Below are 21,963 nucleotides of genomic sequence, written 5' to 3' on the forward strand. Positions count from 1 at the left end.
TCGCCTTTCGGAGATCCGATGTCCCCTGCCCGCAAGCGTGCGGATGTTCTGCTGGTCGAGCGCGGTTTGTTCGAGAGCCGGGCGCGGGCGCGCGCGGCGATCGAAGCCGGGCTCGTCACCGCCGACGACAAGCAGGTCGCAAAACCCTCGGAGACGATCGCCGAGGACGCGGTGATCCAGGCCGAGCCTGCGCATCCTTATGTGTCGCGCGGCGGCGTCAAGCTGGCCGGCGCGCTGGAGCGCTACCCCATCGAGATCGAGGACCATGTCTGCCTCGATGTCGGCGCCTCCACCGGCGGTTTCACCGAGGTGCTGCTGGCGAACGGCGCCAGCCTGGTGTTCGCCATCGATGTCGGCACCAGCCAGCTGCATCCTTCGCTGCGCGATCATCCCAAGATCGTGTCGATGGAGGAGACCGACATCCGCAGCTATGACGGCAAACGGCTGCCGGCGCGGCCCGACGTCGTCGTCATCGACGTCAGCTTCATCTCGCTCAAGACGGTGCTGCCCGTGGCGCTGTTACTGGCAGCGGCGCCGATGAGCCTGCTGGCGCTGATCAAGCCGCAGTTCGAGGCGGATCGGAAGCACAACAAGAAGGGCCTCATCCGCGACGCCGCCGTGCATCAGGAGATCTGCGACGACATCGCGGTCTTCGCCGCTTCGCTCGGCTGCACCGACATCGAGGTGTTCCCCTCCCCGATCACGGGCGGTGACGGCAATATCGAATTCTTCCTGGGCGCGCGCCGTGGTTGAGCGCGTGAGGATCGATCACGTCGGCCATCGCGGCGACGGCGTCTCGCTCGCTGCGGGCGATGCCGTCTATGTGCCCTACGCGCTTGGCGGCGAGACCGTCGAGGTCGACCACGTCGCCGGCAACCATCCCGACCGCCGCAAGCTGCTCGCGGTCGACGTCGCCAGCCCCGATCGCATCGCACCGTTCTGCCCGCATTTCGGTGTCTGCGGCGGCTGCGCCATCCAGCACTGGGCGGCTGAGCCCTATCACGCGTGGAAGCGCGGCATCGTGGTCGAGACGCTGGCGCAGGCCGGCATCGATTGCGAGGTGGCGCCGCTGGTCGATGCCCATGGGGCCGGCCGCAGGCGCGTCACGCTGCACGGCCGGTTCGGCACGCATGACGTCCTCAAGGTCGGCTTCTCGGCGGCGAGCTCGCACGACGTGATCCCGATCCATCGCTGCCCGATCCTCGATCCCGGGCTCGAGGGCGCGCTCGATGCCGCCTGGGCGTTTGCCGAATCCCTGACGTCCAAAATGGCGGTGACGAAGCCGCTGGACATCCAGGTCACCGCGACCGCCAACGGCCTCGATGTCGACGTGCGCGGCTCCGGCCCGCTGCCGACGGCGCTGGTCACGGCGCTTTCGCGCGTCGCCGAGCAGCATCGGCTGGCGCGGCTGACGCGGCACGGCGAGCTGGTGCTGCAACGCCTGCCACCGACGGTGCGAATGGGCCGCACTGAAGTGACACTGCCGCCCGGCTCGTTTCTGCAGGCAACGATCGCGGGCGAGGAGACGCTGGCGTCGCTCGTCGCCGAGCGTGTCGGCAAGGCCAAGGAGGTTCTCGACCTCTTCTGCGGCGTCGGCCCGTTTGCCTTGAGGCTCGCCGAGAAGGCGCGCGTCACCGCCTATGACAACGACGCCGGCGCCGTCGCGGCGCTCGTGAAGGCTGCGCGCACACCTGGGCTGAAGCCGATCAAGGCCGAACCGCGCGACCTGTTCCGCCGCCCGCTGGTGCCGCCGGAGCTGCGCGACTTCGACGCCGTGGTGTTCGATCCGCCGCGCCAGGGCGCGCAGGCGCAGGCGTTGAAGCTCGCTGCGAGCAAGGTACCCGTGGTGATCGCGGTGTCCTGCAACGCGGCAACCTTCGGCCGCGACGCCCGGCTCCTCATCGACGGCGGCTACAGGATCGAGACCGTGGTCCCGGTCGACCAGTTCCGCCACACGCCGCATGTGGAATTGGTGGCGCGGTTCGCGCGCTGATGCAGTACCTGCCGCTCACCGTCCGATTGCTTCCAGACTGCTATGCCGACGGCTCGAATTGCGGCTGCCATCGCAGCAGGTAGGACTGCAGCGAGCGCACCGCGATCGCCAGCAGGATTCCGACGAACATCATGACGAAGATGGCGACCATCATCTCGCTGGCGTTGGCGCGCGCCTCGGCTTCGATGATGAGCTTGCCGAGCCCGCGCTCGGCGCCGATGAACTCGCCGACGATGACGCCGATCAACGCGAAAGACACCGCCGGCAACAGCGAAGCGAACACCCAGGCCAGTGCGGAAGGGATCACCACCGTGCGCAGCACGATGAATTCGCTGGCGCCGAGCAGACGAGCGGCGGCGATCTGGTCGCGGTCGACCGCACGCGTTCCCTCGAAGGTGTTGAAGAACACCACGAAGAACACGACGAGCCAGGCAGTGGCGATCTTGGAGAGATCGCCGAGGCCGAAGATCAGGATGACGAGCGGCACCAGCGCGATGCGCGGTATCGAGTTGAGCGCCACGACATAGGGCCCGAACACGCGGGCCAGGAAGTCCGAACGTCCGAGAACCAGGCCGGCCGCTACTCCGCTCGCTGAGCCGAAAAGAAACCCCCACCAGGTGTTCTTCAGCGTGACGAGCGTGGCGAGCCACAAATTGTTGTCGTTGCCGTTGATGCAGGCGGCAAAGCCGGCGGGATCGGCAAAGCAGCCAAGCCGCAGGAAGCTCTGCCAGATCAACGACGGCTTGGCGACGAAATACGGATCGAGGATTTTCGGCACATAGGCCTTCGGCAACAGCGCCTTGCTCCATTCAAAGCCCCACTGCCAGACGACGAGAACCACCACGAGAATGGCCACTTGCCAGAACAGGACGGCGCTACGGCTGTTGGACATGATCATTCGGCCCTGGTGCGGCGGAATTCTTCGCCGAGGGAATGCCAGATGTGAGAGTAGAGGCGGCCGAATTCGGCGGTCTCGCGGATGGCCACGGGGTCGCGCGGCTGCGGGATGGCGACGTCGAAATCCTCCTTGAGCCTTCCGGGCCGGGCCGAGAGCAGGATGATGCGGCTCGCCAGCGTCAAGGCTTCGCCGAGATCGTGGGTCACGAACAGCACGGTCTGCCGCTCGCGTTCCCAGATCTCCAGCAGCGTCTTGTGCATCTCGAGCTTGGTGTGGGTGTCGAGCGCGCCGAACGGCTCGTCCATCAGCAGGATCTCGGGCTCCATGATCAGCGTGCGCATCAAGGCGACGCGCTGGCGCATGCCGCCGGACAGCATGCTGGGGAAGCTCTGTGCAAAGCCGGAGAGCCCGGCCTTCTCGACCGCCGAAGCGACGCGCCCGGCGCGCGCGGTCTTTCGCAGCCCCGCAATCTCCAGCCCATAGCCGATGTTCTGCTCCACGGTTCGCCAGGGAAACAGCGTGTCGCGCTGGAAGACATAGCCGACCCTGCGATTGACCTTGCCGGTCTCCACCATGTCCTCATCGATCAGGATGCGTCCGCCCGAGCGCGGCAAGAGCCCCGCGACCATGTTGAGGATGGTGCTCTTGCCGCAGCCGGACGGACCGAGCAGCGCGACGAACTCGCCCTGCTTGACCTCGAAGGAAACGTCATCGACCGCCACGAACTCGCGGCCGGACGCGTTGAAGCGCTTGGCGAGACCTCGCACCGCGATGCGGGTTCGCGCCTCCGCTCTCTCAACCTCGTCTCGCGCGAGCGCGAATCCCGGGCCTGGCGCAGCGATCATTTGTATGTCGCCCTCGCCGCCTGGAGGAAGCTCATGTCGACGACATCCTCGTATTTCGTCTCGGGAATATCCGTTCCCTTGCGGTACCAGGGCTTGGCGCCGCGTTCGAACGATGACTTGTCGATGACGCCGTCATAGGCCCAGGTCGACTTGTCGAAGCCGAGCTCGGCGCTGATCGCATCGGGGTCGATGCCCGAGAAATATTTCGGCGTGACCAGTGCCTGCACGTCCGCGAGCGGCGTCGCCTTCACGAAGGCCATCGCGCGGTGGATCGCGTTCACATAGGCCTGCACCATCGCCTTGTCCTGCTCGATCGTGTCCTGGAGCGTGTAGATCACGAGCACGGGCAGCGTCCCGCCGAAATCCTTCTCGAATACGCCGGGCTTGGAGGTGTCGTAGATCGTTCGGCCAAAGCCCTTCTTCTCGACCTCGACGATCCAGCTTGGCGGCGCCATGATGGCGTCGAACTGCTTGGTCTGCAGCGACGGAAACATCGTGTTGGGTCCGCCGCCGGCGACCCAGTTCACCCTGTCGCCGAGCCCGCGCGTTTCGAACACATAGGTGCCGAACACCCAGGTGCCCGACCCGATCGCGGTGGCCGCGACGATCGGCTTGGCGCCGTCAGGCCGTTTGTGCTCGGCGAGCTTCTCGACCGAATTGATACCGCCGTCGTAAAGATCCTGCCGGACCACGATATTGGCGTAGGAGCACACCATCTCGGTCGCGAGCAGGATCTTGCAGGGCTTGCCGCGCGCAGTGAGCTGGAGCGGATGGCTGGCATCGCCATGCGCGAACAGGGCTTGTCCCGCCGCCAGCGTCTGACGGCCGAACGTGCCGGCGTTGCCGGTGACGAGCTTGGAGTCGAGACCTTCGTCCCTGAAGTAACCCTTCAGCTCGGCAATCATGCCGATGGCGTAGACCGGCGACACCGGCCCGAAGGCGAGCGATACCTGCTTGGTCTCGGCGCGGAGCTGCCCGGGCAGCAGCGATGCGCCGGCCAATGTGGAGCCCGCGATCAGCGCCTGGCGCCTGGTAATGTTCATGTGCTCCTCCCTTGATTCTTGTTTGATCGATCCGGTCGTCAGGACGGCCCGGGCGCGATCCGGATGGTTCCTGCCTTTCGCAGCGTTTCGATTTCGCTCGACGAAATGCCGATCTCGCCCAGGATCTCGCGCGTCTGCTCGCCGATCTGCGGCGGATCGTAGCGGTTGGGCAGGCGGCGGCCGTCCATGGAGATCGGCAGCAGCGGCGTTTTTGCCTCGCCGCCGTCAGGCAGGTGAATGTTGGTCAGCCCGCCCGACTGGTTCAGATGCGGGTCGTCGAAGAGATCGCCGGGCTTGTTGACCGGCGCGTAGGGCAGATCGAGCTGCTCGAGGCGTGCCGCGAGATCGGCCTTGTCCCATTGCTTGAAGATCTTCGCGATCTCCGGGATCAGCCAGCCGCGATGGTCGACGCGGTCGTTGCTCGTCGCAAAGCGCGGATCGGCAAGCCAGGATTCGCGATCGAAGGCGCGGCAGAACGCTTCCCACTGCTCTTCACCGACGATGGTGACGAACAGCTTCGAGCCGTCCCTGGTGTCGAAGAGATCGTAGACCGGCCAGGGGCTGTCCTTGATCGAATAGGGAATCGAGGGCTGGCCGCTGACCACCTCGCACATCATGGCCTGCGCCATCAGGAACACGTTGTTCTCGTAGAGCGCGCTCTGGATGTAGCGGCCGCGCCCGGTGCGCTGCCGCTCGGCCAGCGCGGCCTGGATCGCGATCACGCCGAACATGCCGCCCATGATGTCGTTGACCGAGGCGCCGGCGCGCATCGGCCGGTCCGGCAGGCCGGTCATGTAGGCAAGGCCGCCCATCATTTGCACGGCCTCGTCGAGCGCGAGGCGATTCTCGTAAGGGCCGGGCAAATAGCCTTTGAGCGAGCAGTAGATCAGGCGTGGCGCAAAAGCGGAAACCGACTCGTAGTCGAGACCGATCCGCTTCAGCAGGCCGGGTCGGAAATTCTCGATCAGGACGTCGCTGCTCTCGATCAGCCGCCGCGCGACGTTCTGGCCTTCCGCCGTCGACGTATCCAGCGCGATGCTGCGCTTGTTGCGGCTGTAGGTGGCGAAGAAGCCGGCAGCCGGCCCCTTGAAATAGCGGGTGCGGTCGCCCTTGGGCGGCTCGACCTTGATCACGTCGGCGCCGAGATCGGCGAGGATCAAGCCGCAGCTCGGCCCCATCACCATCTGGCTGAACTCGATGACCCGAAGGCCGGCGAGCGGACGCAGCTCCGTTGCCGCCACGGGCGCCGTCGCCGTCATGCCGCCCTCCGCAGCACCTTGGGAATTCCGGCCTCGTGCAGGTGCCCGGTGAGATGTTGTGCCGGGATATGGCGGGCCAGAATCTCGCGCGTTTGCATCAGGCGATCGAGGTCGATGCCGGTCGAAAGTCCCATCCGTTCCAGCATGAACACGAGATCCTCGGTGACGATGTTGCCGCGGGCACCAGGCGCGAATGGACAGCCGCCAAGTCCTGATACCGCGGCGTCGAAACGCCGGATCCCGGCGTCGAGGCCGGCGACGGCATTGGCGAGGCCAGCACCGAGCGTGTCGTGCAGATGCAGCCGCAGCGTCATCTGCGATCCGACTTCGCGTGTGACAGCTTCGACGATCTGCCTGATCAGTTTCGGGGTGGCATAGCCGACGGTGTCGGCGAGTCCGATCTCGTCGGCACCGGCCTCGGCAAAGGCGCGCGCGACGCGGCACACGGCCGCTTCACTCACCTCGCCTTCCAGCGAGCAGCCGAAGGAGGTGGCGATCGCGCCCATCAGATGCGGCCGCCGGTCCGTCGGACTGGCGTCGATCGCGGCGCGGACCGCGCGAAATCCGTCGAGCTGCTCTTCAATCGAGCGGCGCACATTGGCGCGGTTGTGCGTCTCGCTGGCGGAGATGACGAAATATATGGCGTCGACACCGGCGGCGATGGCGCGCTCGGCGCCCTTCACGTTCGGCACAAGTGCACCGATGGTCGCGGTCTTGTGCTCAAGTGCGTGCGCCATCACCGCATCGACATCGGCGAATTGCGGCACGACCTTCGGCGGCACGAAGGATCCCGCGTCGATCTCGCGCATGCCGGCAGTGGCGATCGTATCGATCAGCGCGCATTTGGCTTCGGTGGGAACGAACACGTCCAGGTTTTGCAGCCCATCGCGGGGGCCGACCTCGCAAATCAGGACATCCGGCGCATGCGCCATCAGGCTCTCCCTGGCTCGATTGTATATTATTGCGTAAAAGAACAATCCGTGGGACAGTCTGTCAAGCTCAAAATCTGCGTGCATTGCAATGACCGCCTCCGACAATTCCCGACAGCCCGCTTCAAGCAAAGGCGGTTCCGAGCGCGCTGAGCACCTCGCCGGGCTGATCATGGCGCTCGCCCGACGCGAAGGCATGAAGGCTGGCGATCGCTTGATCGAACAACGGCTTGCCGATGCGCTCGATCTCTCACGCGCACCAATCCGGCTCGGCCTCAAGGCTCTGGAAGCGGCGGGGCTCGCGCGCGGCGAGCCGCATCGCGGGTTCGTGCTGGCCAAGCATCCGACCAGCGGCGCAGCCCAGCCAGCCCTCGCGGCAGTCAGGCGCAGCGAACAGGTCTATACGTCCATCGCAGGCGACGTGCTCGCAAGCCGGCTGCCGGCTGACGTCACCGAGGCGGAGCTGATGCGCCGCTATGGCCTCAGCCGGGCCGAGTTGCAGCGGCTGCTTGACCGGATCGCCGCCGAGGGCTGGATTGCACGCCTGCCGGGTTATGGCTGGCGCTTCGCGGAGACGGTCTCGAGCCCCGAAGCTCAGGCCAAGGCCATGGCGTTTCGCGCGGTGATCGAGCCTGCGGCGATCGCGCTGCCCGGCTTTGCGCTGCCGCAGGAGGTGATCGCACGCTTGCGCGAGCGCCAGCTGCGCGTGTTCGAAGGCGAGCTCGAGAAGATGACGATCGGCGAGGTCTTTCTTTCCGGTTGCGAATTCCATGAGGAGATCATCCGCGGCGCCGGCAATCCCTTCTTTCTTGAATCGCTCCGGCGCGTGAATTCGATCAGACGCCTGTTCGCCTATCGCAGCTTCGCCGACCGCGACGGCATGCGGCGGCACGTGCGCGAGCATTTGCGCCTGCTCGAGGTTCTGGAAACGCGGCGTTACGCCGAAGCGGCGGAGCTGATGGCGAAGCACCTGCAACGCCCGCTGGTGGCTGGCTTGTCGTAGGCCAACGCGGCCGCGGTCAAGCGGGCGGCGAAACGCACGCGTGAGCACTCAACGACGCAAGCCGCCCAACGCCGGCGACTCGCCGGGCAGCATCGACGAATTGATGTCGCTGTCCATGCGTCCCGATTGCTGCTGGGTGAAACCGGCGCCGAACGACAGGCTGAGGTTGGAGGTCGGCTTGAACTCGACACCCGCGAAAGCGCCGTAGCCGGGCGAGGCGCTGGAGGTGAGCGGGGCGAGCGAGCTGCCGATGCCGCCATTGTATTTCAGCGTGTCGAAACCGGCAAAGAACGTGACGGGCATGCCGCCCGCGGTCTTGGTGTTGTAACCGAACTGCGTACCGTCGTAGGAGAGCGCGCTGAAATTGCCGGCCGGCGCAGGCTGGCTGAGGCCGCCGAGGCCTAGATTGCCGCGTTCGCTTCCGACGAAGAAACCGGGACGAAAATCATAGCCTGCGTTGGCATCGCCACCCTTGAAGCTCGGAAAATTGCCGTAGCCACCGGAGCTCTGGCCGGCGCTGCCGCCAAAGCCGAAAGGCCCGCCCGGGATCCAATATTGCAGGGGCGCGACCTGCGCGTGAGCCGGCGCTCCGCCGAGGCAGAACACCACGACGAGAGTTGCGAGACCGCAGGAACGTGCAAGGCTGGACATTCAGGTGACCGTCAAAGAAGTGTGAAAATTATACGCCGGGGATCACGCGAATACCAGTGACTGGTCGCGCCATCGAGTTCCAGAATGACGTTATCCTGACGTGTTGAACCTCCCGCGCGCCGGGCTGACCCACATAGAGGACGCGCAACGCGAGCCGTCACTTCGATCGTGATCGGCCGGTCCGGTTCGGCAACGCAAAATTGCGCAGACCTTTGAAAATGCCTGACATTGCATGGAGGCTGTCATGGAGGTCAATTCCGACAGGTTGAATGCCTTTATGGGCAAGATGATCACCGAGGTCGGGGCCGCGATGAACGCATCGCTGGTCCTGCTGGGCGACAAGCTCGGCCTCTACCGCGCCCTCGCCGCCAAGGGACCCATGAACTCTGCCGAACTCGCAAGCGCCACCGGAACGAACGAACGCTACGTCCGCGAGTGGCTGGCGAGCCAGGCGGCTTCTGGTTACGTCGAATACGACTCCACGTCCGGCAAGTTCTCGATGCTGCCGGAGCAGGCGATGGCGCTTGCCGATGATGACAGCCCGGTCTTCCTCGGCGCGGTCGGCAATGTCATTGCCGCGGCGTTCCTCGACGAGCCGAAAATTACGGACGCATTCAAGTCCGGCAAGGGCGTCGGCTGGAATCGTCGCAGCGAGTGTCTGTTCTGCGGCACCGCCCGGTTCTTCCGCACCGGCTACATGCATCATCTGGTGCAGGAGTGGCTGCCCGCGCTCGAAGGCGTCGTGGACAAGCTGAAGCGCGGCGCCAAGGTCGCCGATGTCGGCTGCGGGCACGGCGTCTCGACCCGGCTGATGGCGGAGGCCTTCCCGAACTCCCGCTTCTACGGCTTCGACTATCACGAAGGCTCGATCGCAGCCGCACGAAAGGCGGCCACCGAAGCGAAGCTGGGCGATCGTGTCAGCTTCGCGGTTCACTCGGCCAAGACCTATCCGGCGGAGGGCTATGATCTCGTCTGCTTCTTTGATTGCCTGCACGACATGGGCGATCCCGTCGGCGCCATCAGCCACGTGCGCGAGACCATGGCCAAGGACGGCACCTGCATGCTGGTCGAGCCGTTCGCAGGCGACCGCCTCGAAGACAATCTCAACCCGGTCGGGCGCGTCTACTATGCGGCGTCCACCATGATCTGCACGCCGGCCTCGCTCGATCAGGAGGTCGGCCTCGCGCTCGGCGCCCAAGCCGGCGAGGCAAGGCTGCGCAAGGTCGCCAGCGAAGGCGGCCTGTCGCGCTTCCGCCGCGCCGCCGAAACACCCTTCAACCTGATCCTGGAGGCCCGGATCTGATCCAACTGCGGACGCGCGGCCCGCGATGTCAGGCCGCGTCGTCCGTTCCCATACCGAACGTGAGCTGATTGCCGTCGGCATCGACGACGTCGAAATCGCGCATACGATAGTCGCGGTCCTCCGGACGGTTGAGGAGCCTGGCACCGCGTCCCGATAGTTCGGCATAGATCTGATCGACGTCCCTGACGAAGATGCAGATGCCGCCGTGCCCGGGCCGCCGCCGCAAGCAGATGCAGGCCGACCTCGTCACGGCAGAGGCAGGCGTAGGACGGAGGCTGACCGTATTCGAAGGTGACCTCGAAGCCGAGCACATCGCGGTAATAGGCGAGGCTGGCTGTGATGTCGGACACGACGAAGACGGTGGCAGAACCGGCCATCATCGGGTGTTCGTCGGTCATTGGTTCCTCCATCCGGCAAGCAATCTCCTGCACGCAGTCTAGCATGCGCGCTGGAGGTCTTGCACGGCCCAAGCCGCACCGTAAGCTGTCGCCGGGACAAGGTGGAAGCGCCGAACGACAGCGTCCCGCCGCTGTTGCCGCCGCTCGCCGCGAAATAACCGCGCCACCACCGCGATCGATGCCGCACGTTTCCCGAAAGCATGGAGAACCCGGTGACATCTGACAATCCCGTCGCCTACGAACGCGCAGGCAACATCGCCCGCATCACGTTGTGCCGCCCGCCCGTCAATGCACTGAGCCTCGAGGTCATCCGTGCGGTGGTCGCGGCCCTGCGTCGCGCGGCGAACGATCCGGAAGCGCGCGTTGTCGTGCTGGCAAGCGCGATCGCCAAGCGCTTTTCGGCCGGCCTCGACCTCGACATTCTGCTTGGCAAATCCGGCGCCGAGATCCGCGAATTCCTCCAGGCGCTCTATATCGACCTTTACGACGCCCAGTATGGGCTCGGAAAGCCGTCGATCGCCGCGGTCGGAGGCGCGGCGCGCGGCGGCGGCATGACCATGGCGGTGTCCTGCGACGTGGTGCTGGCAGCCGAGAGCGCGACGTTCGGCTATCCCGAGATCGACGTCGGCGTCATTCCCGCGATCCACTACGCGCATCTGCCGCGCATCGTCGGACGTCACCGCGCTTTCGAGCTGCTGTTCACCGGCCGCGTCTTCACCGCCGCGGAGGCGCGCGAGCTCGGCGTGGTGAACCGCGTCGTCGACGATGCCGAACTCAACGCCGAGGTGCTGAAGCTCGCGGCGCAATTCGCCGGCAAGTCGGCCGCCGTGCTGCGGATGGGCCGCGCCGCCTTCATGCGCCAGATCGATCTCGACTACCGGCGCAGCATCGCAAGTGCCGTGGACGATTTCTGCAATGTCGCGACGTCGGACGAAGCGCAGGAGGGTTTGAGGGCGTTCGTGGAGAAGCGGGCGCCGAAATGGTGAGGGGGCCGCAGGCCGCCCAGGGCGGCTGAGGTTCAGGCCGTCTTGTCCACGGAGGACGACGAATCCGCGGGCGGATATTTCGTCACCGGCACAGTGAAGGATTTGGAGCCGACCTGGTAGATGATCTTGCCGTTTTGTCCGTTGTCGGTCGAGATCTGCGACTGCCCGAACATGATGACGTTCCTGTAGACGTAGCCGGTGCCCTGGCGGGTGATACCGTCGGTGGTGACGCTGACCGTCGCCTCTTTGCCGTTGATGGCCAGCACGCGAAAGCTCGCGCTCTTGCCGATGTCGGCAGAATAGCCGCCCCAGCTTCCCATGAGGATGCTGTCGGAACCTGGCGGCGCCTGTTTTTGCAAAGTCGCGCTCTGCTTGCCAACGGCCGAGGAGTACAGGAGCACCAGATTCTTGCCGTCCTTGGTGCCGACCGTGACGTTGCCATAGCTTATGGTTGCACCATTGACCTCGCCGATGCCGCGCTCGGTGTGCCCGTTATGGGTGTACTCGATCTGGGCCTTGGGCCCGCGGATGTTCACGACCTTGAAACCGACGGCCTGGTTGTTGCCTGCCCAATTGCCCTTCCAGTCACCTATCAGACCGCTCTGGTGATACACCCGCTCGTTGGCGGGCGAAATCTGGCTGGTGCTCGATGTGACGATGGCCATTGGATCGCTCTGCGGATTTGTCTGACAGACCCGCTTCTGTTCGCGCGCCGGACGGCGATGTCAGAACTTTATCCGGAAACAACGGGAAACGAACCGATTAGGGCCACGCAGCAGTTAACACGTGGTTAAATTCGACCGCGTGCGGGACAGGGCAAAAGGTCTCATTCGGGGTAGCGGATCAGCGCCCCCAGCGGTCCGACCAGATCTTCTCGCCGATCAAGCAGCTGACCCGTGGCTCCTTGTCGGCAACGCGCCTCACGGGGCGCTCCGGCATACGGCCGGCGACCTCCATTAGGAGTTTGGTGCGGATGGCTTCCTTGAACTTGTCGCGATCCTTGATCGTGATGACGAAGGAGCCGGGACCGCCGATGACGCAGTCCTCGTAGTAATAGTCGAGATTGTCGATATCCATGGTCGAATAGGACGGCTCCTTGACCATGATCGGCAGGCCGTTGATGACGATGCCCTTCTCGAGCGCGGCGTCGCGCGCCGTCGTGACCGGGCCGCCATTGTTGTTGGGGCCGTCACCGGAAATGTCGATCACGCGGCGCAAGCCGCGATAGGGATCCTCGTCGAACAACGGCATCGCGAACGTGATCGCGCCGGAGATCGAGGTGCGCGAGGCGCGCCGGATCGGCGTCTTCAGGATCTCGGCGGCGACCGCGTCCGCCGTCTCCGGTCCGTCAACCAGCCGCCACGGGATGATGATCTTCTGATCGCTGGAAGCGGCCCATTCGAAGTAGGTCACCGCGATCCGGCCATTCGGCCCGAGCTTCAGCGCCTGGAGGAATTCCTTCGACTGGATCGCCTGCGCATAGCCTTCGCGCTGGATCGCGAGCTCGTCCATGTCCATGGAGTAGGAGACGTCGACCGCGAGGACCAGCTCGACATCGACCGTCTGCGCGTCCCGGTCGGCCGCTAGCCGTTGTGGCGAATTCCTGCTCGGTTCAAATTTGGGCCCTGGTGCCGCGATGCCCGCGACGTCCCCTCCGGCGAGCACGCCGGCCACCAACACAGCCCCGATCGAGAACAGCATGCGCATCGCAGTCTCCCGTCGTATGACGCGATGGTGACATGCAATCGCCTTGCCGCAAAGTCCGAAGATCGCTTGCGCTTCACATTCCGGTTAGGAATTCGCGAGTTGGGAATGCGCACGTCACGCAAAGCTGCCGCCGTGTTGCCGCGCTTGCGCCACGGGGACATGCGCGATCGCTCACACCATCATTCCGGGGCGTCCCGCAGCATCGAGCCGAGGACAGACCTTCCCCGCCCACTTGTCCGGTGCGATTTCCATGCTACGCTGACCATATAGATGGGGATGGAGTCCCCCGACAACCGCCCGTCGGCCTGTGACCGTAGTGGGCTGATGACTCCTGCTCGAGGAGGGGCAATCTCAAAGCCTCGGCCTTTGGCGGGAGCATGGACAAACCCGCCGATGGCGGGTTTTTTGTTGCCTGAAGGCGAAGGTCAGGGCGTGACGACGACGACACCGAATGCTGCGCGTGCGGGGCTGCCCAGGGGGATCTGGGTGCTCGGCTTCGTCTCGATGCTGATGGACGTCTCCTCCGAGATGATCCACGCGCTGCTGCCGGTCTATCTCGTCACCGTGCTCGGGGCCTCCACGCTCACGGTCGGCTTCATCGAGGGCATTGCGGAGGCGACCGCCTCGATCACGAAGATCTTCTCCGGCGCATTGTCCGACTGGCTCGGCCGGCGCAAGCTTCTCGCGGCGCTCGGCTACGGGCTGGCCGCGCTGACAAAACCGCTGTTCCCGCTTGCGCCCAGCGTCGGTTGGCTGATTGCCGCGCGCTTCATCGACCGCGTCGGCAAGGGTATTCGCGGCGCACCGCGCGATGCGTTGATCGCCGATATCGCACCTGCGGGCCTGCGCGGCGCGAGCTTCGGCCTGCGGCAGTCGCTCGACACCATCGGCGCATTCGTCGGACCGCTCGTGGCGATCGGCCTGATGTGGTGGACGGCAGATAATTTTGCCCTCGTCTTCTGGGTAGCCGTGCTGCCGGCCTTCCTGTCTTTCGGCCTGATCGCATTCGCGGTGAGCGAGCCGGAGCCGGACCCCAGCCGGCAGCCTACGAAGAATCCGCTGAACACCTCCGCCATGCGGCAGCTCGGATCCGTGTACTGGCGCGTCGTCGCGGTCGGCGTGGTGTTCACGCTCGCGCGCTTCAGCGAGGCTTTTTTGATCCTGCGCGCGCAGAACATCGGTCTCTCGGCGATGTGGGTGCCGGCGGTGCTGGTGCTGATGAACGTGGTCTACGCCCTGTCGGCCTATCCGGCCGGCGTGCTGTCGGACCGGATCAACCGGACCGGGCTGCTCGCGCTCGGCCTCGTCTTCCTCGCGGCCGCCGACCTCGCGCTCGCGCTGCTGCCGAGCCTTGCGGGCCTCGCGCTCGGCGTCGTGCTGTGGGGGCTGCACATGGGATTGACCCAAGGCCTGCTGTCGGCCCTCGTCGCCGACGCCGCGCCGCCAAGCCTGCGCGGCACCGCATTCGGTTATTTCAACCTGTTCACCGGGCTTGCCTTGCTGGCCGCAAGCGTGATCGCCGGCGCGCTGTGGGATGCCTACGGTCCGGCGGGCACGTTTTTGGCGGGGCTCGGCTTCGCGCTGGTCGCGCTCGTAGGGCTGCTCGCCGTCGGCGATGGTCTGGCAACGGAGGACAAATGATGATGGAGGGGTGTTCGTCGTGTTGAGCGGAGTGATCGCAATCGTGGTCGGCAGCGTTCTCGGCGGCTGCGCGCGCTATTTCGTCTCGGGCGCGATCGCGCGGCGGCTGGGCGAGACCTTTCCCTGGGGCACCATGACCATCAACATCACCGGCGCCTTCCTGATCGGCATTTTCGGCGCGTTGGCAACCCATCCCGGCTCGGTCTTCGCCGCGCCCAATCCATGGCTGTTCGCGGTGACCGGGTTCCTCGGCTGCTACACCACGGTGTCCTCGTTCAGCCTGCAAACGCTGACCTTGGCGCGCAACGGCGAGCCACTGCATGCGCTCGGCAATGTCGCGCTCTCGGTCGGACTTTGCCTTGCCGCCGTCAGTTTCGGATTTGTCCTCGCTGACGGTCTTGGAGGCTAGAAGCGGATGGCCGTTCCCTCCTCCACCGACCGCTGGCGCAGCGCAATGCTCTATGCCTGGGTTTCCTTCGGCAGCGTCCTTGGCGGCCTCGCGCGCTATTTCGTCTCCCTCGTGCTCGACACCGGCCCGGGCTTCCCCGTCGCGACGCTGTTCATCAATGCCACGGGATCGCTGATCATCGGCTTCTACGCGACGCTGACCGGTCCCGACGGCCGCGTGCTGGCGCGGCCCGAGCACCGGCAATTCGTCATGACCGGGTTTTGCGGCGGCTACACCACCTTCTCGGCCTTCAGCCTGGAGACCTTCCGCCTGTTCCACGGCGGCATGAAATACACGGCACTCGCCTATATCGCGGCATCCGTCATCTGCTGGCTGGTGTCCGTGTGGCTCGGCCATATGATGGCAAGCCGCTACAACCGCTTGACGAGGAGCTGACCATGCAAATCCCCAATCAGGCTGTTTCGCTCCGGATCTTCATCGGCGAGAGCGACCATTTCGACGGCAAGCCGCTTTATGAAGCGATCGTGACGACGGCGCGCGAGCGGCATCTCGCGGGCGCCACCGTGCTGCGCGGCCCGATGGGGTTCGGCAAGTCGAGCCGGCTGCACACCTCGAAGATCCTGCGGCTGTCGGAAGACCTGCCGCTGCTGATCGAGATCGTCGACAGCGAGGACAGCATCAACGCATTCCTGCCCATCCTGGATGGCATGATGTCGAGCGGCCTGATCACCTTGGAGAAGGTGCAGGTCCTGCAATATGGTGAGAGAGCCGCACACTGAGCACCGCGGCTGAACCGAGCCCGCCGTTTCCGGGAGGCGGAATGAACGACACCGTTACCAAGCCGAAAACTAGGACGAAGACCAAGGTCGAGCGGCCCAAGCTGCACAAGGTCATCCTAATCAACGACGACTTCACGCCGCGCGAATTCGTCACGATGATCCTCAAGGCCGAGTTCCGCATGACGGAGGATCAGGCCTACAAGGTCATGATCACCGCGCACAAGCTGGGCGCCTGCGTGGTCGCCGTGTTCACCAGGGACGTCGCCGAAACCAAGGCCACCCGCGCCACCGACGCCGGCCGCGCCAAGGGCTATCCCCTGCTGTTCACGACGGAGCCCGAGGAATAGGGCTTCATGTTGCGACGATGGATGATCTTGATCTCATCGCGCATCAGGCCATCACCACCGGCGTCTCTTCGGCGAGCCCGTACACGCGCTGTGCCTTCGAAAACCCCGCAATCGGAAATTCGCCGAGCTCGCGCCAGTCATGGCGGCAGGCGTTCGCGAAGACTTCCGAGACCACGACGGTGCGGCCGAGGCGGCCCGTGATCTTCTCCAGCCGTGCCGCGAGATTGACGGCTGGGCCGATGCAGGTGAAATCGAGCCGGTTACCGCCGCCGATATTGCCGTAGAGGATGTTGCCGACGTGGAGTGCGACGCCGAAACGGAAGCGCTCGACGACGTCGCCGACCGGAAAGGCGAGCGCCTCGACGCTGGCGCGGGATTCGCGCGCGGCCTCCAGCACGCGAGTGCAGACATGCGCAGCATCGCCGATATATTCGTCGATCGGGAACACCGCAAGCAGGCCGTCGCCCATGAATTTCAGGACCTCGCCGCCATGGCCCCGGATCGCGGCGACCTGGCAGTCGAAATAGTGGTTGAGGATCTCGACCACGGTCTCGGCCGGCAGCCGGTCCGACAATGCGGTGAAGCCGCGCAGATCCGAGAGCCAGATCGCGGCCTGCATGGTGTCGTTGTGGCCGCGGCGGATCTGGCCGCCGAGGATGCGCGCGCCGGCACGGTTGCCGACATAGGTGTCGAGCAGCATCTCGGCGGTGCGGCGCAGGCTGATGATCTCGGCGACGCGCGCGAGCGGTGTCACGATGGAGCGGATTGCCGCGATGTCGTCGTCGCTGAAGCCGCCGGGATGCCGCGTGACCCAGCTCGTCGCGTGGATCGAGCCGTCGAGATAGTGCATCGGCATCGCGAGGTAGTCGGTCACGCCTTCGGCGCGCATGTCGTCGAGGAACGGAAACCGCTTGCTGTCCGGATCGTCCATTCGTCCCCGGACCTCCAGCCCCTCCTCGAACACGATCCGGAGCGGGCTCCGGGCGAATTCGGGCGTGTCCAGGATTTCGAAATCGACGGTGCCGATCTCGACCTTCTGGCCCTGGCGCCAGATGAAGTTGCGGCCGAAGATTTCCGGATGCAGCGTGCGAATGAAGATGCCGAACCGCGACAGCGGCAGGCCGGCCGCGACCAGATGCTCGCAGACCTCGGCGATCATCTCGGAAGGGGTCCCGGACGACCTCGCACCGTCGATCAGCCAGTTGGTGATGCGCTGGATCTCGGAGTTTTGCATGTCCGCATTTGCGGACGAAGTCTTGGGGACGTCAAGCTGCGCGGTGGGCCAGTACCGCGACACGAACGCCCTGCTCGGAGCTAGCGCCCCACCTGCCCGCGATCCCGAATGAAATGATCGGCCAACACGCAGGCCATCATGGCCTCACCGACGGGCACGGCGCGGATGCCGACGCAGGGGTCGTGGCGGCCCTTGGTGAAGATCTCGGCGTCGGCGCCCTTGCGATCGACAGTGAGGCGCGGCTGGAGGATCGACGAGGTCGGCTTCACCGCGAAGCGCACCACCACCGGCTGTCCGGTGGAGATGCCGCCCAGAACGCCGCCGGCATGGTTGGAGAGGAAGCGCGTGCCATCATTGCCGGTGCGCATCTCGTCGGCGTTCTCTTCGCCGGTGAGTTCGGCCGCGCCAAAGCCGGCACCGATCTCGACGCCCTTCACGGCGTTGATGGTCATCATCGCACCCGCGAGATCAGAATCGAATTTTGCGTAGATCGGCGCGCCGAGGCCTGCCGGCACGCCTTCGGCGACGACCTCGATCACCGCGCCGATCGACGAGCCGCTCTTGCGGATGCCGTCGAGATAGGTCTCGAAGAACGCGGCCTTGTCCTTGTCCGGACAGAAGAACGGATTTTTCGCAATCTCGTCCCAGTCCCATTTGTCGCGGTCGATCTTGTGCGGACCGATCTGCACCAGCGCGCCGCGCACCTTCACATCGGGCAGCACTTTTCGCGCGATCGCGCCCGCAGCGACGCGCATCGCGGTCTCGCGCGCCGAGGAGCGGCCGCCGCCGCGATAGTCGCGCAGGCCGTATTTGGCCTCATAGGTGAAGTCGGCGTGGCCGGGCCGAAACTTGTCCTTGATCTCGGAATAGTCCTTCGAGCGCTGGTCGGTGTTCTCGATCAGCAGGCCGATCGGGGTGCCCGTCGTCACCTGCACGCCGGTCTCCGGATGCGCCATCACCCCGGACAGGATTTTGACCTGGTCCGGCTCCTGGCGCTGGGTGGTGAAGCGCGATTGACCCGGCCGGCGGCGGTCGAGATCCTGCTGGATATCGGCCTCGGTGAGCGGGATCATGGGCGGACAGCCGTCGACCACGCAGCCGATCGCCACCCCATGGCTCTCGCCGAAGGTGGTGACGCGGAACATGTGGCCAAAGGTGTTGAAGGACATCGCTGCTCGCTGGGTCGGTTCCGGCGTGTGGTAACGCGCGGGGGGCCGGGGGTCAAACCCATAGCCACCGTGAATGACGGCGAACCGGCTTAACTAAACTTCTCCAGCCGCCCGTCGCGGAAGACGTAGACCGCGCCCTGCTCGATATAGAGCTCGGCCGCGCTGGCGGGCGTCTCAAGGCCGAGCGAAACCATCAGGGCCCGGCAAGTTCCGCCATGGGCGACCGCGACGGTATCGGTCCGGAGCTGGTCGTACCAGGCCCGCACGCGGACCTGCACATCGGCGTAGGTCTCCCCGCCCGCGGGGCCGACCGTCCATTTGTCGGCGAGGCGCCTGGCATAGACGTCCGGATCGGCCGCCTCGCTCTCGGCCAGCGTCAGCCCTTCCCAGCTGCCGTAGCCGATCTCGCGCAGGCGATCGTCGAGCGCGTAGTCCGCCGGCGGCAGTTCGAGTTTGCCGCGCGCGAGTTCCATGGTCTGGCGTGCACGCCCGAGCGGGCTCGACACGTAGGGTAACGTTGCCTTGTCCTTGCCGTCGCGCTTGAAGAGATCCGCCAGCACGCCGCCGGCCTGCACGGCCTGACCGCGTCCACGCGCGTTCAGCGGAACGTCCTTGGTGCCCTGAAGCCTCCCGAGCGCATTCCACTCGGTCTCACCGTGGCGAAGATAATAGATCGTGGGCACGGGCATTCCAGATTTATAAGCTAGTCCTTGCCGCCGAACGAGATGTCCGGCGCGTCCGGGCGCTTCATGCCGAGCACGTGATAGCCGGAATCGACGTGATGCACCTCGCCGGTGACGCCGCGCGCGAGATCGGAGAGGAAATACAGCGCGCTGCCGCCGACGTCTTCGATCGATACGTTGCGCCGCATCGGCGCGTTGTTCTCGTTCCACTTCAGGATATAGCGGAAGTCGCCGATGCCGGACGCCGCGAGCGTCTTGATCGGGCCCGCCGAGATCGCGTTGACGCGGATGTTCTTCTCGCCGAGATCGGCGGCGAGATAGCGCACGCTGGCCTCCAGCGCCGCCTTCGCCACGCCCATCACGTTGTAATGCGGCATCCACTTCTCGGCGCCGTAATAGCTGAGCGTGATGAGCGAACCGCCATCGGTCATCAGCTTCTCGGCGCGCTGTGCCACGGCCGTGAACGAGTAGCAGGAGATCAGCATCGACTTGGAGAAATTCTCCGGCGTGGTGTCGACGTAGCGGCCGTCGAGCTGCTCGCCGTAGGCGATCGCATGCACCAGGAAGTCGATCTTGCCCCACTTCTCCTTCAGCACTGCGAAGGCGGCGTCGATGGTCGCGGCATCAGTGACGTCGCAATGGCCGAGCACGAGGCCGCCGATCTCGGCGGCGAGCGGCTCGACGCGCTTCTTGAGCGCATCGCCCTGATAGGTGAAGGCGAGCTCGGCGCCGGCTGCGTGGCATGCCTTGGCGATGCCCCAGGCGATCGAGCGGTTGTTGGCAAGGCCGAGGATCACCCCGCGCTTGCCCTGCATCAGTCCCTGCATCAGACCTGAATCCTGCGACATTTTTGAGCGTCCCGTCGAGCTCTCGTTGAGGTCTGGAGGTACACCAGCCCTCCCCTGCGGTACAGTCCTAATACGCGGCGTTAACGCTGTTTCGAGCGCCGGAATAGCCGTTCCGTTCGGGTGTTATGATGATTGAGGCGCTCGCGCCGGACACCAGGACGTCAAGACGGCATGAGTGCGTTTCGCCAGAGTGTGGAAGCCATGATCCCGGCGTTGCGCCGCTACGCCCGCGCGCTCACGCGCGATGCGGATGCGGCCGACGACCTGGTGCAGGATACGCTGGTGCGGGCGCTGCGTTCGGAGCGCCTGTTCCTCGGCGGCGATGTCAGGAGCTGGCTCTATACGATCCTGACCAACCTCAACAAGAACCGGCGGCGCTCGCTGGCAAGACGCCCGCAATTCACGCAGCTGACGGAGAACAATCCGGATGCCAGCGGGACCGAGGCCGAAGGGCGCGACATCGAGAAGGCGCTGGCGACGCTGGTCGAGGAGCAGCGCTCGGTGCTTCTGCTGGTGATGCTGGAGGGCATGAGCTACCGCGAGGTCGCCGACATCCAGGGCGTGCCGATCGGCACCGTGATGTCGCGCCTGGCGCGGGCGAGAGCCCACGTCAAAGCCTCGCTGGAAGGTGAGCGCCCAGCGCTCAAGCGGGTGAAATGATGGCAGGGTTGATGCATCGCGCAGATCGCTTCCGCTGCATGGAGTGGGAAGCAACGCAGTTGAACCGCGTAAGATTTTTTGGGCCGCAGAGCCAGAGACGATCGATATGAACGACCACAGGATTCCAGTGACCGAGGACGAACTGCACGCCTATGTCGACGGCGAGCTGCCGGCCGAGCGCCGCGCCGACGTCGAGGCCTGGCTTGCCGCGCACCCTGAGGATGCCGAGCGCGTGCAGTCCTGGCAGACCATGGCCGAGATGCTGCACGCCCGCTATGACGGCGTCGCGCAGGAGCCGGTGCCGGCCCGGCTGGAGCTCGAGCGGCTGGAGCGCCGTCCCCGGCAATGGTTTTATGGCGCCGCGGCGGCTGTGCTGGTCGCCTTCGTGGCCGGCGGCACCGCCGGCTGGGTGGCGCATGGCGCCGCCAGCGCTCCCTCGACCTTCCAGAGCTTCACGGCGGACGCGCTTGACGCCCACCGTCTCTATGTCGTCGAGGTTCGCCACCCCGTCGAGGTCGGCGGCAACGAGCGCGACCATCTCCAGGCCTGGCTGACCAGGCGCTGCGGCTGGACCGTGTTCGCGCCGAACCTGGAGGCGAGCGGGCTGAAGCTCGTCGGCGGCCGGCTCTTGCCGGGGCCGAACGGTCCGGCGTCGTTCCTGATGTATGAGGGCGCCTCGGGCGAGCGGTACACGATCTACACCGCCAAGACCGAGAACGGCGCGACTCAGATGCGCTACGCCAAGGCCGACAAGGACGGCGCGCTGTTCTGGGCCGAGCGCGGCGTCGGCTACGTCGTCAGCGGCGGCAGCGATCGCGATCGCCTGACCAAGGTCGCGCAGGCGGTCTACGACCAGGCCGAGAAAAACGGTACCTGAGCAACCGCTTGAAAGCGGTGCCTCGATTCCGACATTGAAAATTTGGAATCAAGACATGGGTGCGTCTCATTATCGCACCGGATGCTCACGAGAAAATGAGTAGCGTTCGATCCGCCGATCGACGCGGGCGGCCTCGATTGGGGTTTTTGGTACCGCGCTGGTCCCCCTCTCGAGGCCGCACCTATTTATCGACTGCCCCGCCGGACAGCCGACACGTCGAACCACATGAGCCGAGCGGCGTTATCACGCCTCAGGCATATGACGAGCATCATCTGTTGAGAGATGCTCTGGTCCTTTGGGA

General features: G+C 65.4%; 25 protein-coding genes, 1 pseudogene and 1 riboswitch. Of the genes and pseudogenes, 12 read left to right on the top strand and 14 right to left on the bottom strand.

Annotated features, from left to right (window positions below):
- Positions 1-18 precede the first annotated feature (18 nt).
- Entirely contained in the window at positions 19-753 is a 735-nt protein-coding gene (locus tag OWC48_RS19590; protein ID WP_282521428.1) for a TlyA family RNA methyltransferase, read from the top strand.
- The gene (locus OWC48_RS19595) at positions 746-1,993 is read left to right on the top strand and encodes a methyltransferase (RefSeq protein WP_282521429.1); all 1,248 of its coding nucleotides are present in this window, start codon (positions 746-748) and stop codon (positions 1,991-1,993) included. The genes OWC48_RS19590 and OWC48_RS19595 overlap by 8 nt, the downstream gene beginning before the upstream one ends.
- A gap of 40 nt (positions 1,994-2,033) precedes the next feature.
- On the opposite strand, the gene OWC48_RS19600 is transcribed toward OWC48_RS19595, so the two are convergent.
- Genes OWC48_RS19600 through OWC48_RS19620 form a run of 5 tightly spaced genes read right to left on the bottom strand, consistent with a single transcriptional unit; the run spans position 2,034 to position 6,970 of the window.
- Positions 2,034-2,885 (bottom strand): ABC transporter permease, encoded by an 852-nt coding sequence (locus OWC48_RS19600; RefSeq protein WP_282521430.1) that lies wholly within the window; start codon positions 2,883-2,885, stop codon positions 2,034-2,036.
- 2 nt (positions 2,886-2,887) lie between these two features.
- On the bottom strand, positions 2,888-3,736 hold the full coding sequence (locus tag OWC48_RS19605; RefSeq protein WP_282521431.1) for an ABC transporter ATP-binding protein: 849 nt from the start codon (positions 3,734-3,736) through the stop codon (positions 2,888-2,890).
- Entirely contained in the window at positions 3,733-4,779 is a 1,047-nt protein-coding gene (locus OWC48_RS19610) for an ABC transporter substrate-binding protein (RefSeq protein ID WP_282521432.1), read from the bottom strand. Before OWC48_RS19610 ends, OWC48_RS19605 begins: the two co-directional genes overlap by 4 nt.
- 38 nt (positions 4,780-4,817) lie before the next feature.
- Positions 4,818-6,038 (bottom strand): CaiB/BaiF CoA-transferase family protein, encoded by a 1,221-nt coding sequence (locus OWC48_RS19615; protein WP_282521433.1) that lies wholly within the window; start codon positions 6,036-6,038, stop codon positions 4,818-4,820.
- Entirely contained in the window at positions 6,035-6,970 is a 936-nt protein-coding gene (locus OWC48_RS19620; RefSeq protein ID WP_282521434.1) for a hydroxymethylglutaryl-CoA lyase, read from the bottom strand. The genes OWC48_RS19615 and OWC48_RS19620 overlap by 4 nt, the downstream gene beginning before the upstream one ends.
- 169 nt (positions 6,971-7,139) lie before the next feature.
- On the opposite strand from OWC48_RS19620, the gene OWC48_RS19625 reads away from it, so the two are divergent.
- Positions 7,140-7,970, top strand: a complete 831-nt coding sequence (locus OWC48_RS19625) for a GntR family transcriptional regulator (protein ID WP_282521435.1) — start codon at positions 7,140-7,142, stop codon at positions 7,968-7,970.
- A 48-nt stretch (positions 7,971-8,018) separates the two neighbouring features.
- Here the strand turns inward: OWC48_RS19625 and OWC48_RS19630 are convergent, their stop codons facing one another.
- Positions 8,019-8,621 carry a hypothetical protein gene (locus tag OWC48_RS19630; RefSeq protein WP_282521436.1) on the bottom strand — a complete coding sequence of 201 codons (603 nt, stop codon included), beginning with the start codon at positions 8,619-8,621 and terminating at the stop codon, positions 8,019-8,021.
- A 244-nt stretch (positions 8,622-8,865) separates the two neighbouring features.
- On the opposite strand from OWC48_RS19630, the gene OWC48_RS19635 reads away from it, so the two are divergent.
- On the top strand, positions 8,866-9,924 hold the full coding sequence (locus tag OWC48_RS19635) for a methyltransferase domain-containing protein (protein ID WP_282521437.1): 1,059 nt from the start codon (positions 8,866-8,868) through the stop codon (positions 9,922-9,924).
- Positions 9,925-9,952: 28 nt separating this feature from the next.
- Here OWC48_RS19635 and OWC48_RS19640 read toward each other — a convergent pair whose 3' ends face one another.
- Positions 9,953-10,174, bottom strand: a complete 222-nt coding sequence (locus OWC48_RS19640) for a hypothetical protein (RefSeq protein ID WP_282521438.1) — start codon at positions 10,172-10,174, stop codon at positions 9,953-9,955.
- A 13-nt stretch (positions 10,175-10,187) separates the two neighbouring features.
- Positions 10,188-10,541: pseudogene (locus OWC48_RS47180) on the bottom strand (VOC family protein); the annotation flags it as partial.
- Here OWC48_RS47180 and OWC48_RS19645 point away from each other — a divergent pair.
- Entirely contained in the window at positions 10,535-11,308 is a 774-nt protein-coding gene (locus tag OWC48_RS19645) for an enoyl-CoA hydratase/isomerase family protein (RefSeq protein WP_282521439.1), read from the top strand. The pseudogene OWC48_RS47180 and the gene OWC48_RS19645 overlap by 7 nt on opposite strands.
- 32 nt (positions 11,309-11,340) lie before the next feature.
- Here OWC48_RS19645 and OWC48_RS19650 read toward each other — a convergent pair whose 3' ends face one another.
- Both OWC48_RS19650 and OWC48_RS19655 read right to left on the bottom strand, forming a co-directional pair.
- The gene (locus OWC48_RS19650; protein ID WP_282521440.1) at positions 11,341-11,973 is read right to left on the bottom strand and encodes a hypothetical protein; all 633 of its coding nucleotides are present in this window, start codon (positions 11,971-11,973) and stop codon (positions 11,341-11,343) included.
- Positions 11,974-12,151: 178 nt separating this feature from the next.
- The gene (locus OWC48_RS19655; RefSeq protein WP_282521441.1) at positions 12,152-13,015 is read right to left on the bottom strand and encodes a DUF1194 domain-containing protein; all 864 of its coding nucleotides are present in this window, start codon (positions 13,013-13,015) and stop codon (positions 12,152-12,154) included.
- Positions 13,016-13,278: 263 nt separating this feature from the next.
- Positions 13,279-13,356: riboswitch (Fluoride riboswitch) on the top strand.
- A gap of 52 nt (positions 13,357-13,408) precedes the next feature.
- Here OWC48_RS19655 and OWC48_RS19660 point away from each other — a divergent pair.
- From OWC48_RS19660 to clpS, 5 genes are read left to right on the top strand one after another with little or no spacing between them, the layout of a single operon-like run.
- A complete protein-coding gene (locus OWC48_RS19660; protein WP_282521442.1) occupies positions 13,409-14,656 on the top strand; it encodes an MFS transporter in 1,248 nt (415 codons plus the stop codon).
- Entirely contained in the window at positions 14,631-15,065 is a 435-nt protein-coding gene (gene crcB / locus OWC48_RS19665) for a fluoride efflux transporter CrcB (protein ID WP_306664389.1), read from the top strand. The genes OWC48_RS19660 and crcB (OWC48_RS19665) overlap by 26 nt, the downstream gene beginning before the upstream one ends.
- Before the next feature lie 6 nt (positions 15,066-15,071).
- Positions 15,072-15,500, top strand: coding sequence for a fluoride efflux transporter CrcB (gene crcB / locus OWC48_RS19670; RefSeq protein ID WP_282521444.1), 429 nt, complete (start codon positions 15,072-15,074; stop codon positions 15,498-15,500).
- Positions 15,501-15,502: 2 nt separating this feature from the next.
- Positions 15,503-15,844 (top strand): DUF190 domain-containing protein, encoded by a 342-nt coding sequence (locus tag OWC48_RS19675; protein ID WP_282521445.1) that lies wholly within the window; start codon positions 15,503-15,505, stop codon positions 15,842-15,844.
- Positions 15,845-15,885: 41 nt separating this feature from the next.
- Positions 15,886-16,191 (top strand): ATP-dependent Clp protease adapter ClpS, encoded by a 306-nt coding sequence (gene clpS / locus OWC48_RS19680; protein WP_014497217.1) that lies wholly within the window; start codon positions 15,886-15,888, stop codon positions 16,189-16,191.
- Positions 16,192-16,234: 43 nt separating this feature from the next.
- Here the strand turns inward: clpS and OWC48_RS19685 are convergent, their stop codons facing one another.
- The 4 genes from OWC48_RS19685 to fabI form a co-directional block, all read right to left on the bottom strand.
- Complete coding sequence (locus tag OWC48_RS19685; protein ID WP_282521446.1) at positions 16,235-17,425, bottom strand: adenylate/guanylate cyclase domain-containing protein; 1,191 nt, start codon at positions 17,423-17,425, stop codon at positions 16,235-16,237.
- Between the two features lie 80 nt (positions 17,426-17,505).
- Positions 17,506-18,594: a chorismate synthase gene (gene aroC, locus OWC48_RS19690; RefSeq protein ID WP_282521447.1), complete on the bottom strand. Its 1,089-nt coding sequence runs from the start codon at positions 18,592-18,594 to the stop codon at positions 17,506-17,508.
- An 89-nt stretch (positions 18,595-18,683) separates the two neighbouring features.
- Positions 18,684-19,283 carry a histidine phosphatase family protein gene (locus tag OWC48_RS19695; protein ID WP_282521448.1) on the bottom strand — a complete coding sequence of 200 codons (600 nt, stop codon included), beginning with the start codon at positions 19,281-19,283 and terminating at the stop codon, positions 18,684-18,686.
- Between the two features lie 14 nt (positions 19,284-19,297).
- Complete coding sequence (gene fabI / locus OWC48_RS19700) at positions 19,298-20,125, bottom strand: enoyl-ACP reductase FabI (RefSeq protein ID WP_028148205.1); 828 nt, start codon at positions 20,123-20,125, stop codon at positions 19,298-19,300.
- A gap of 171 nt (positions 20,126-20,296) precedes the next feature.
- Here fabI and OWC48_RS19705 point away from each other — a divergent pair, with 171 nt between their 5' ends.
- Entirely contained in the window at positions 20,297-20,785 is a 489-nt protein-coding gene (locus OWC48_RS19705) for a sigma-70 family RNA polymerase sigma factor (protein ID WP_014497222.1), read from the top strand.
- Positions 20,786-20,891: 106 nt separating this feature from the next.
- Entirely contained in the window at positions 20,892-21,662 is a 771-nt protein-coding gene (locus OWC48_RS19710) for an anti-sigma factor (protein ID WP_282521449.1), read from the top strand.
- Positions 21,663-21,963: the final 301 nt, after the last annotated feature.

This window comes from Bradyrhizobium sp. Arg816, assembly GCF_029989365.1.
In the GTDB taxonomy this organism is placed as follows: domain Bacteria; phylum Pseudomonadota; class Alphaproteobacteria; order Rhizobiales; family Xanthobacteraceae; genus Bradyrhizobium.

Excerpts from the sequence above, each read along its gene's own strand:
- OWC48_RS19590 (WP_282521428.1), top strand. The coding sequence starts at position 19 with ATGTCCCCTGCCCGCAAGCGTGCGGATGTTCTGCTGGTCGAGCGCGGT.
- OWC48_RS19600 (WP_282521430.1), bottom strand. The coding sequence starts at position 2,885 with ATGTCCAACAGCCGTAGCGCCGTCCTGTTCTGGCAAGTGGCCATTCTC.
- OWC48_RS19605 (WP_282521431.1), bottom strand. The coding sequence starts at position 3,736 with ATGATCGCTGCGCCAGGCCCGGGATTCGCGCTCGCGCGAGACGAGGTT.
- OWC48_RS19610 (WP_282521432.1), bottom strand. The coding sequence starts at position 4,779 with ATGAACATTACCAGGCGCCAGGCGCTGATCGCGGGCTCCACATTGGCC.
- OWC48_RS19615 (WP_282521433.1), bottom strand. The coding sequence starts at position 6,038 with ATGACGGCGACGGCGCCCGTGGCGGCAACGGAGCTGCGTCCGCTCGCC.
- OWC48_RS19620 (WP_282521434.1), bottom strand. The coding sequence starts at position 6,970 with ATGGCGCATGCGCCGGATGTCCTGATTTGCGAGGTCGGCCCCCGCGAT.
- OWC48_RS19625 (WP_282521435.1), top strand. The coding sequence starts at position 7,140 with ATGGCGCTCGCCCGACGCGAAGGCATGAAGGCTGGCGATCGCTTGATC.
- OWC48_RS19630 (WP_282521436.1), bottom strand. The coding sequence starts at position 8,621 with ATGTCCAGCCTTGCACGTTCCTGCGGTCTCGCAACTCTCGTCGTGGTG.
- OWC48_RS19635 (WP_282521437.1), top strand. The coding sequence starts at position 8,866 with ATGGAGGTCAATTCCGACAGGTTGAATGCCTTTATGGGCAAGATGATC.
- OWC48_RS19650 (WP_282521440.1), bottom strand. The coding sequence starts at position 11,973 with ATGGCCATCGTCACATCGAGCACCAGCCAGATTTCGCCCGCCAACGAG.
- OWC48_RS19655 (WP_282521441.1), bottom strand. The coding sequence starts at position 13,015 with ATGCGCATGCTGTTCTCGATCGGGGCTGTGTTGGTGGCCGGCGTGCTC.
- OWC48_RS19660 (WP_282521442.1), top strand. The coding sequence starts at position 13,409 with ATGGCGGGTTTTTTGTTGCCTGAAGGCGAAGGTCAGGGCGTGACGACG.
- crcB (WP_306664389.1), top strand. The coding sequence starts at position 14,631 with ATGGTCTGGCAACGGAGGACAAATGATGATGGAGGGGTGTTCGTCGTG.
- crcB (WP_282521444.1), top strand. The coding sequence starts at position 15,072 with ATGGCCGTTCCCTCCTCCACCGACCGCTGGCGCAGCGCAATGCTCTAT.
- OWC48_RS19675 (WP_282521445.1), top strand. The coding sequence starts at position 15,503 with ATGCAAATCCCCAATCAGGCTGTTTCGCTCCGGATCTTCATCGGCGAG.
- clpS (WP_014497217.1), top strand. The coding sequence starts at position 15,886 with ATGAACGACACCGTTACCAAGCCGAAAACTAGGACGAAGACCAAGGTC.
- OWC48_RS19685 (WP_282521446.1), bottom strand. The coding sequence starts at position 17,425 with ATGCAAAACTCCGAGATCCAGCGCATCACCAACTGGCTGATCGACGGT.
- aroC (WP_282521447.1), bottom strand. The coding sequence starts at position 18,594 with ATGTCCTTCAACACCTTTGGCCACATGTTCCGCGTCACCACCTTCGGC.
- OWC48_RS19695 (WP_282521448.1), bottom strand. The coding sequence starts at position 19,283 with ATGCCCGTGCCCACGATCTATTATCTTCGCCACGGTGAGACCGAGTGG.
- fabI (WP_028148205.1), bottom strand. The coding sequence starts at position 20,125 with ATGTCGCAGGATTCAGGTCTGATGCAGGGACTGATGCAGGGCAAGCGC.
- OWC48_RS19705 (WP_014497222.1), top strand. The coding sequence starts at position 20,297 with ATGAGTGCGTTTCGCCAGAGTGTGGAAGCCATGATCCCGGCGTTGCGC.
- OWC48_RS19710 (WP_282521449.1), top strand. The coding sequence starts at position 20,892 with ATGAACGACCACAGGATTCCAGTGACCGAGGACGAACTGCACGCCTAT.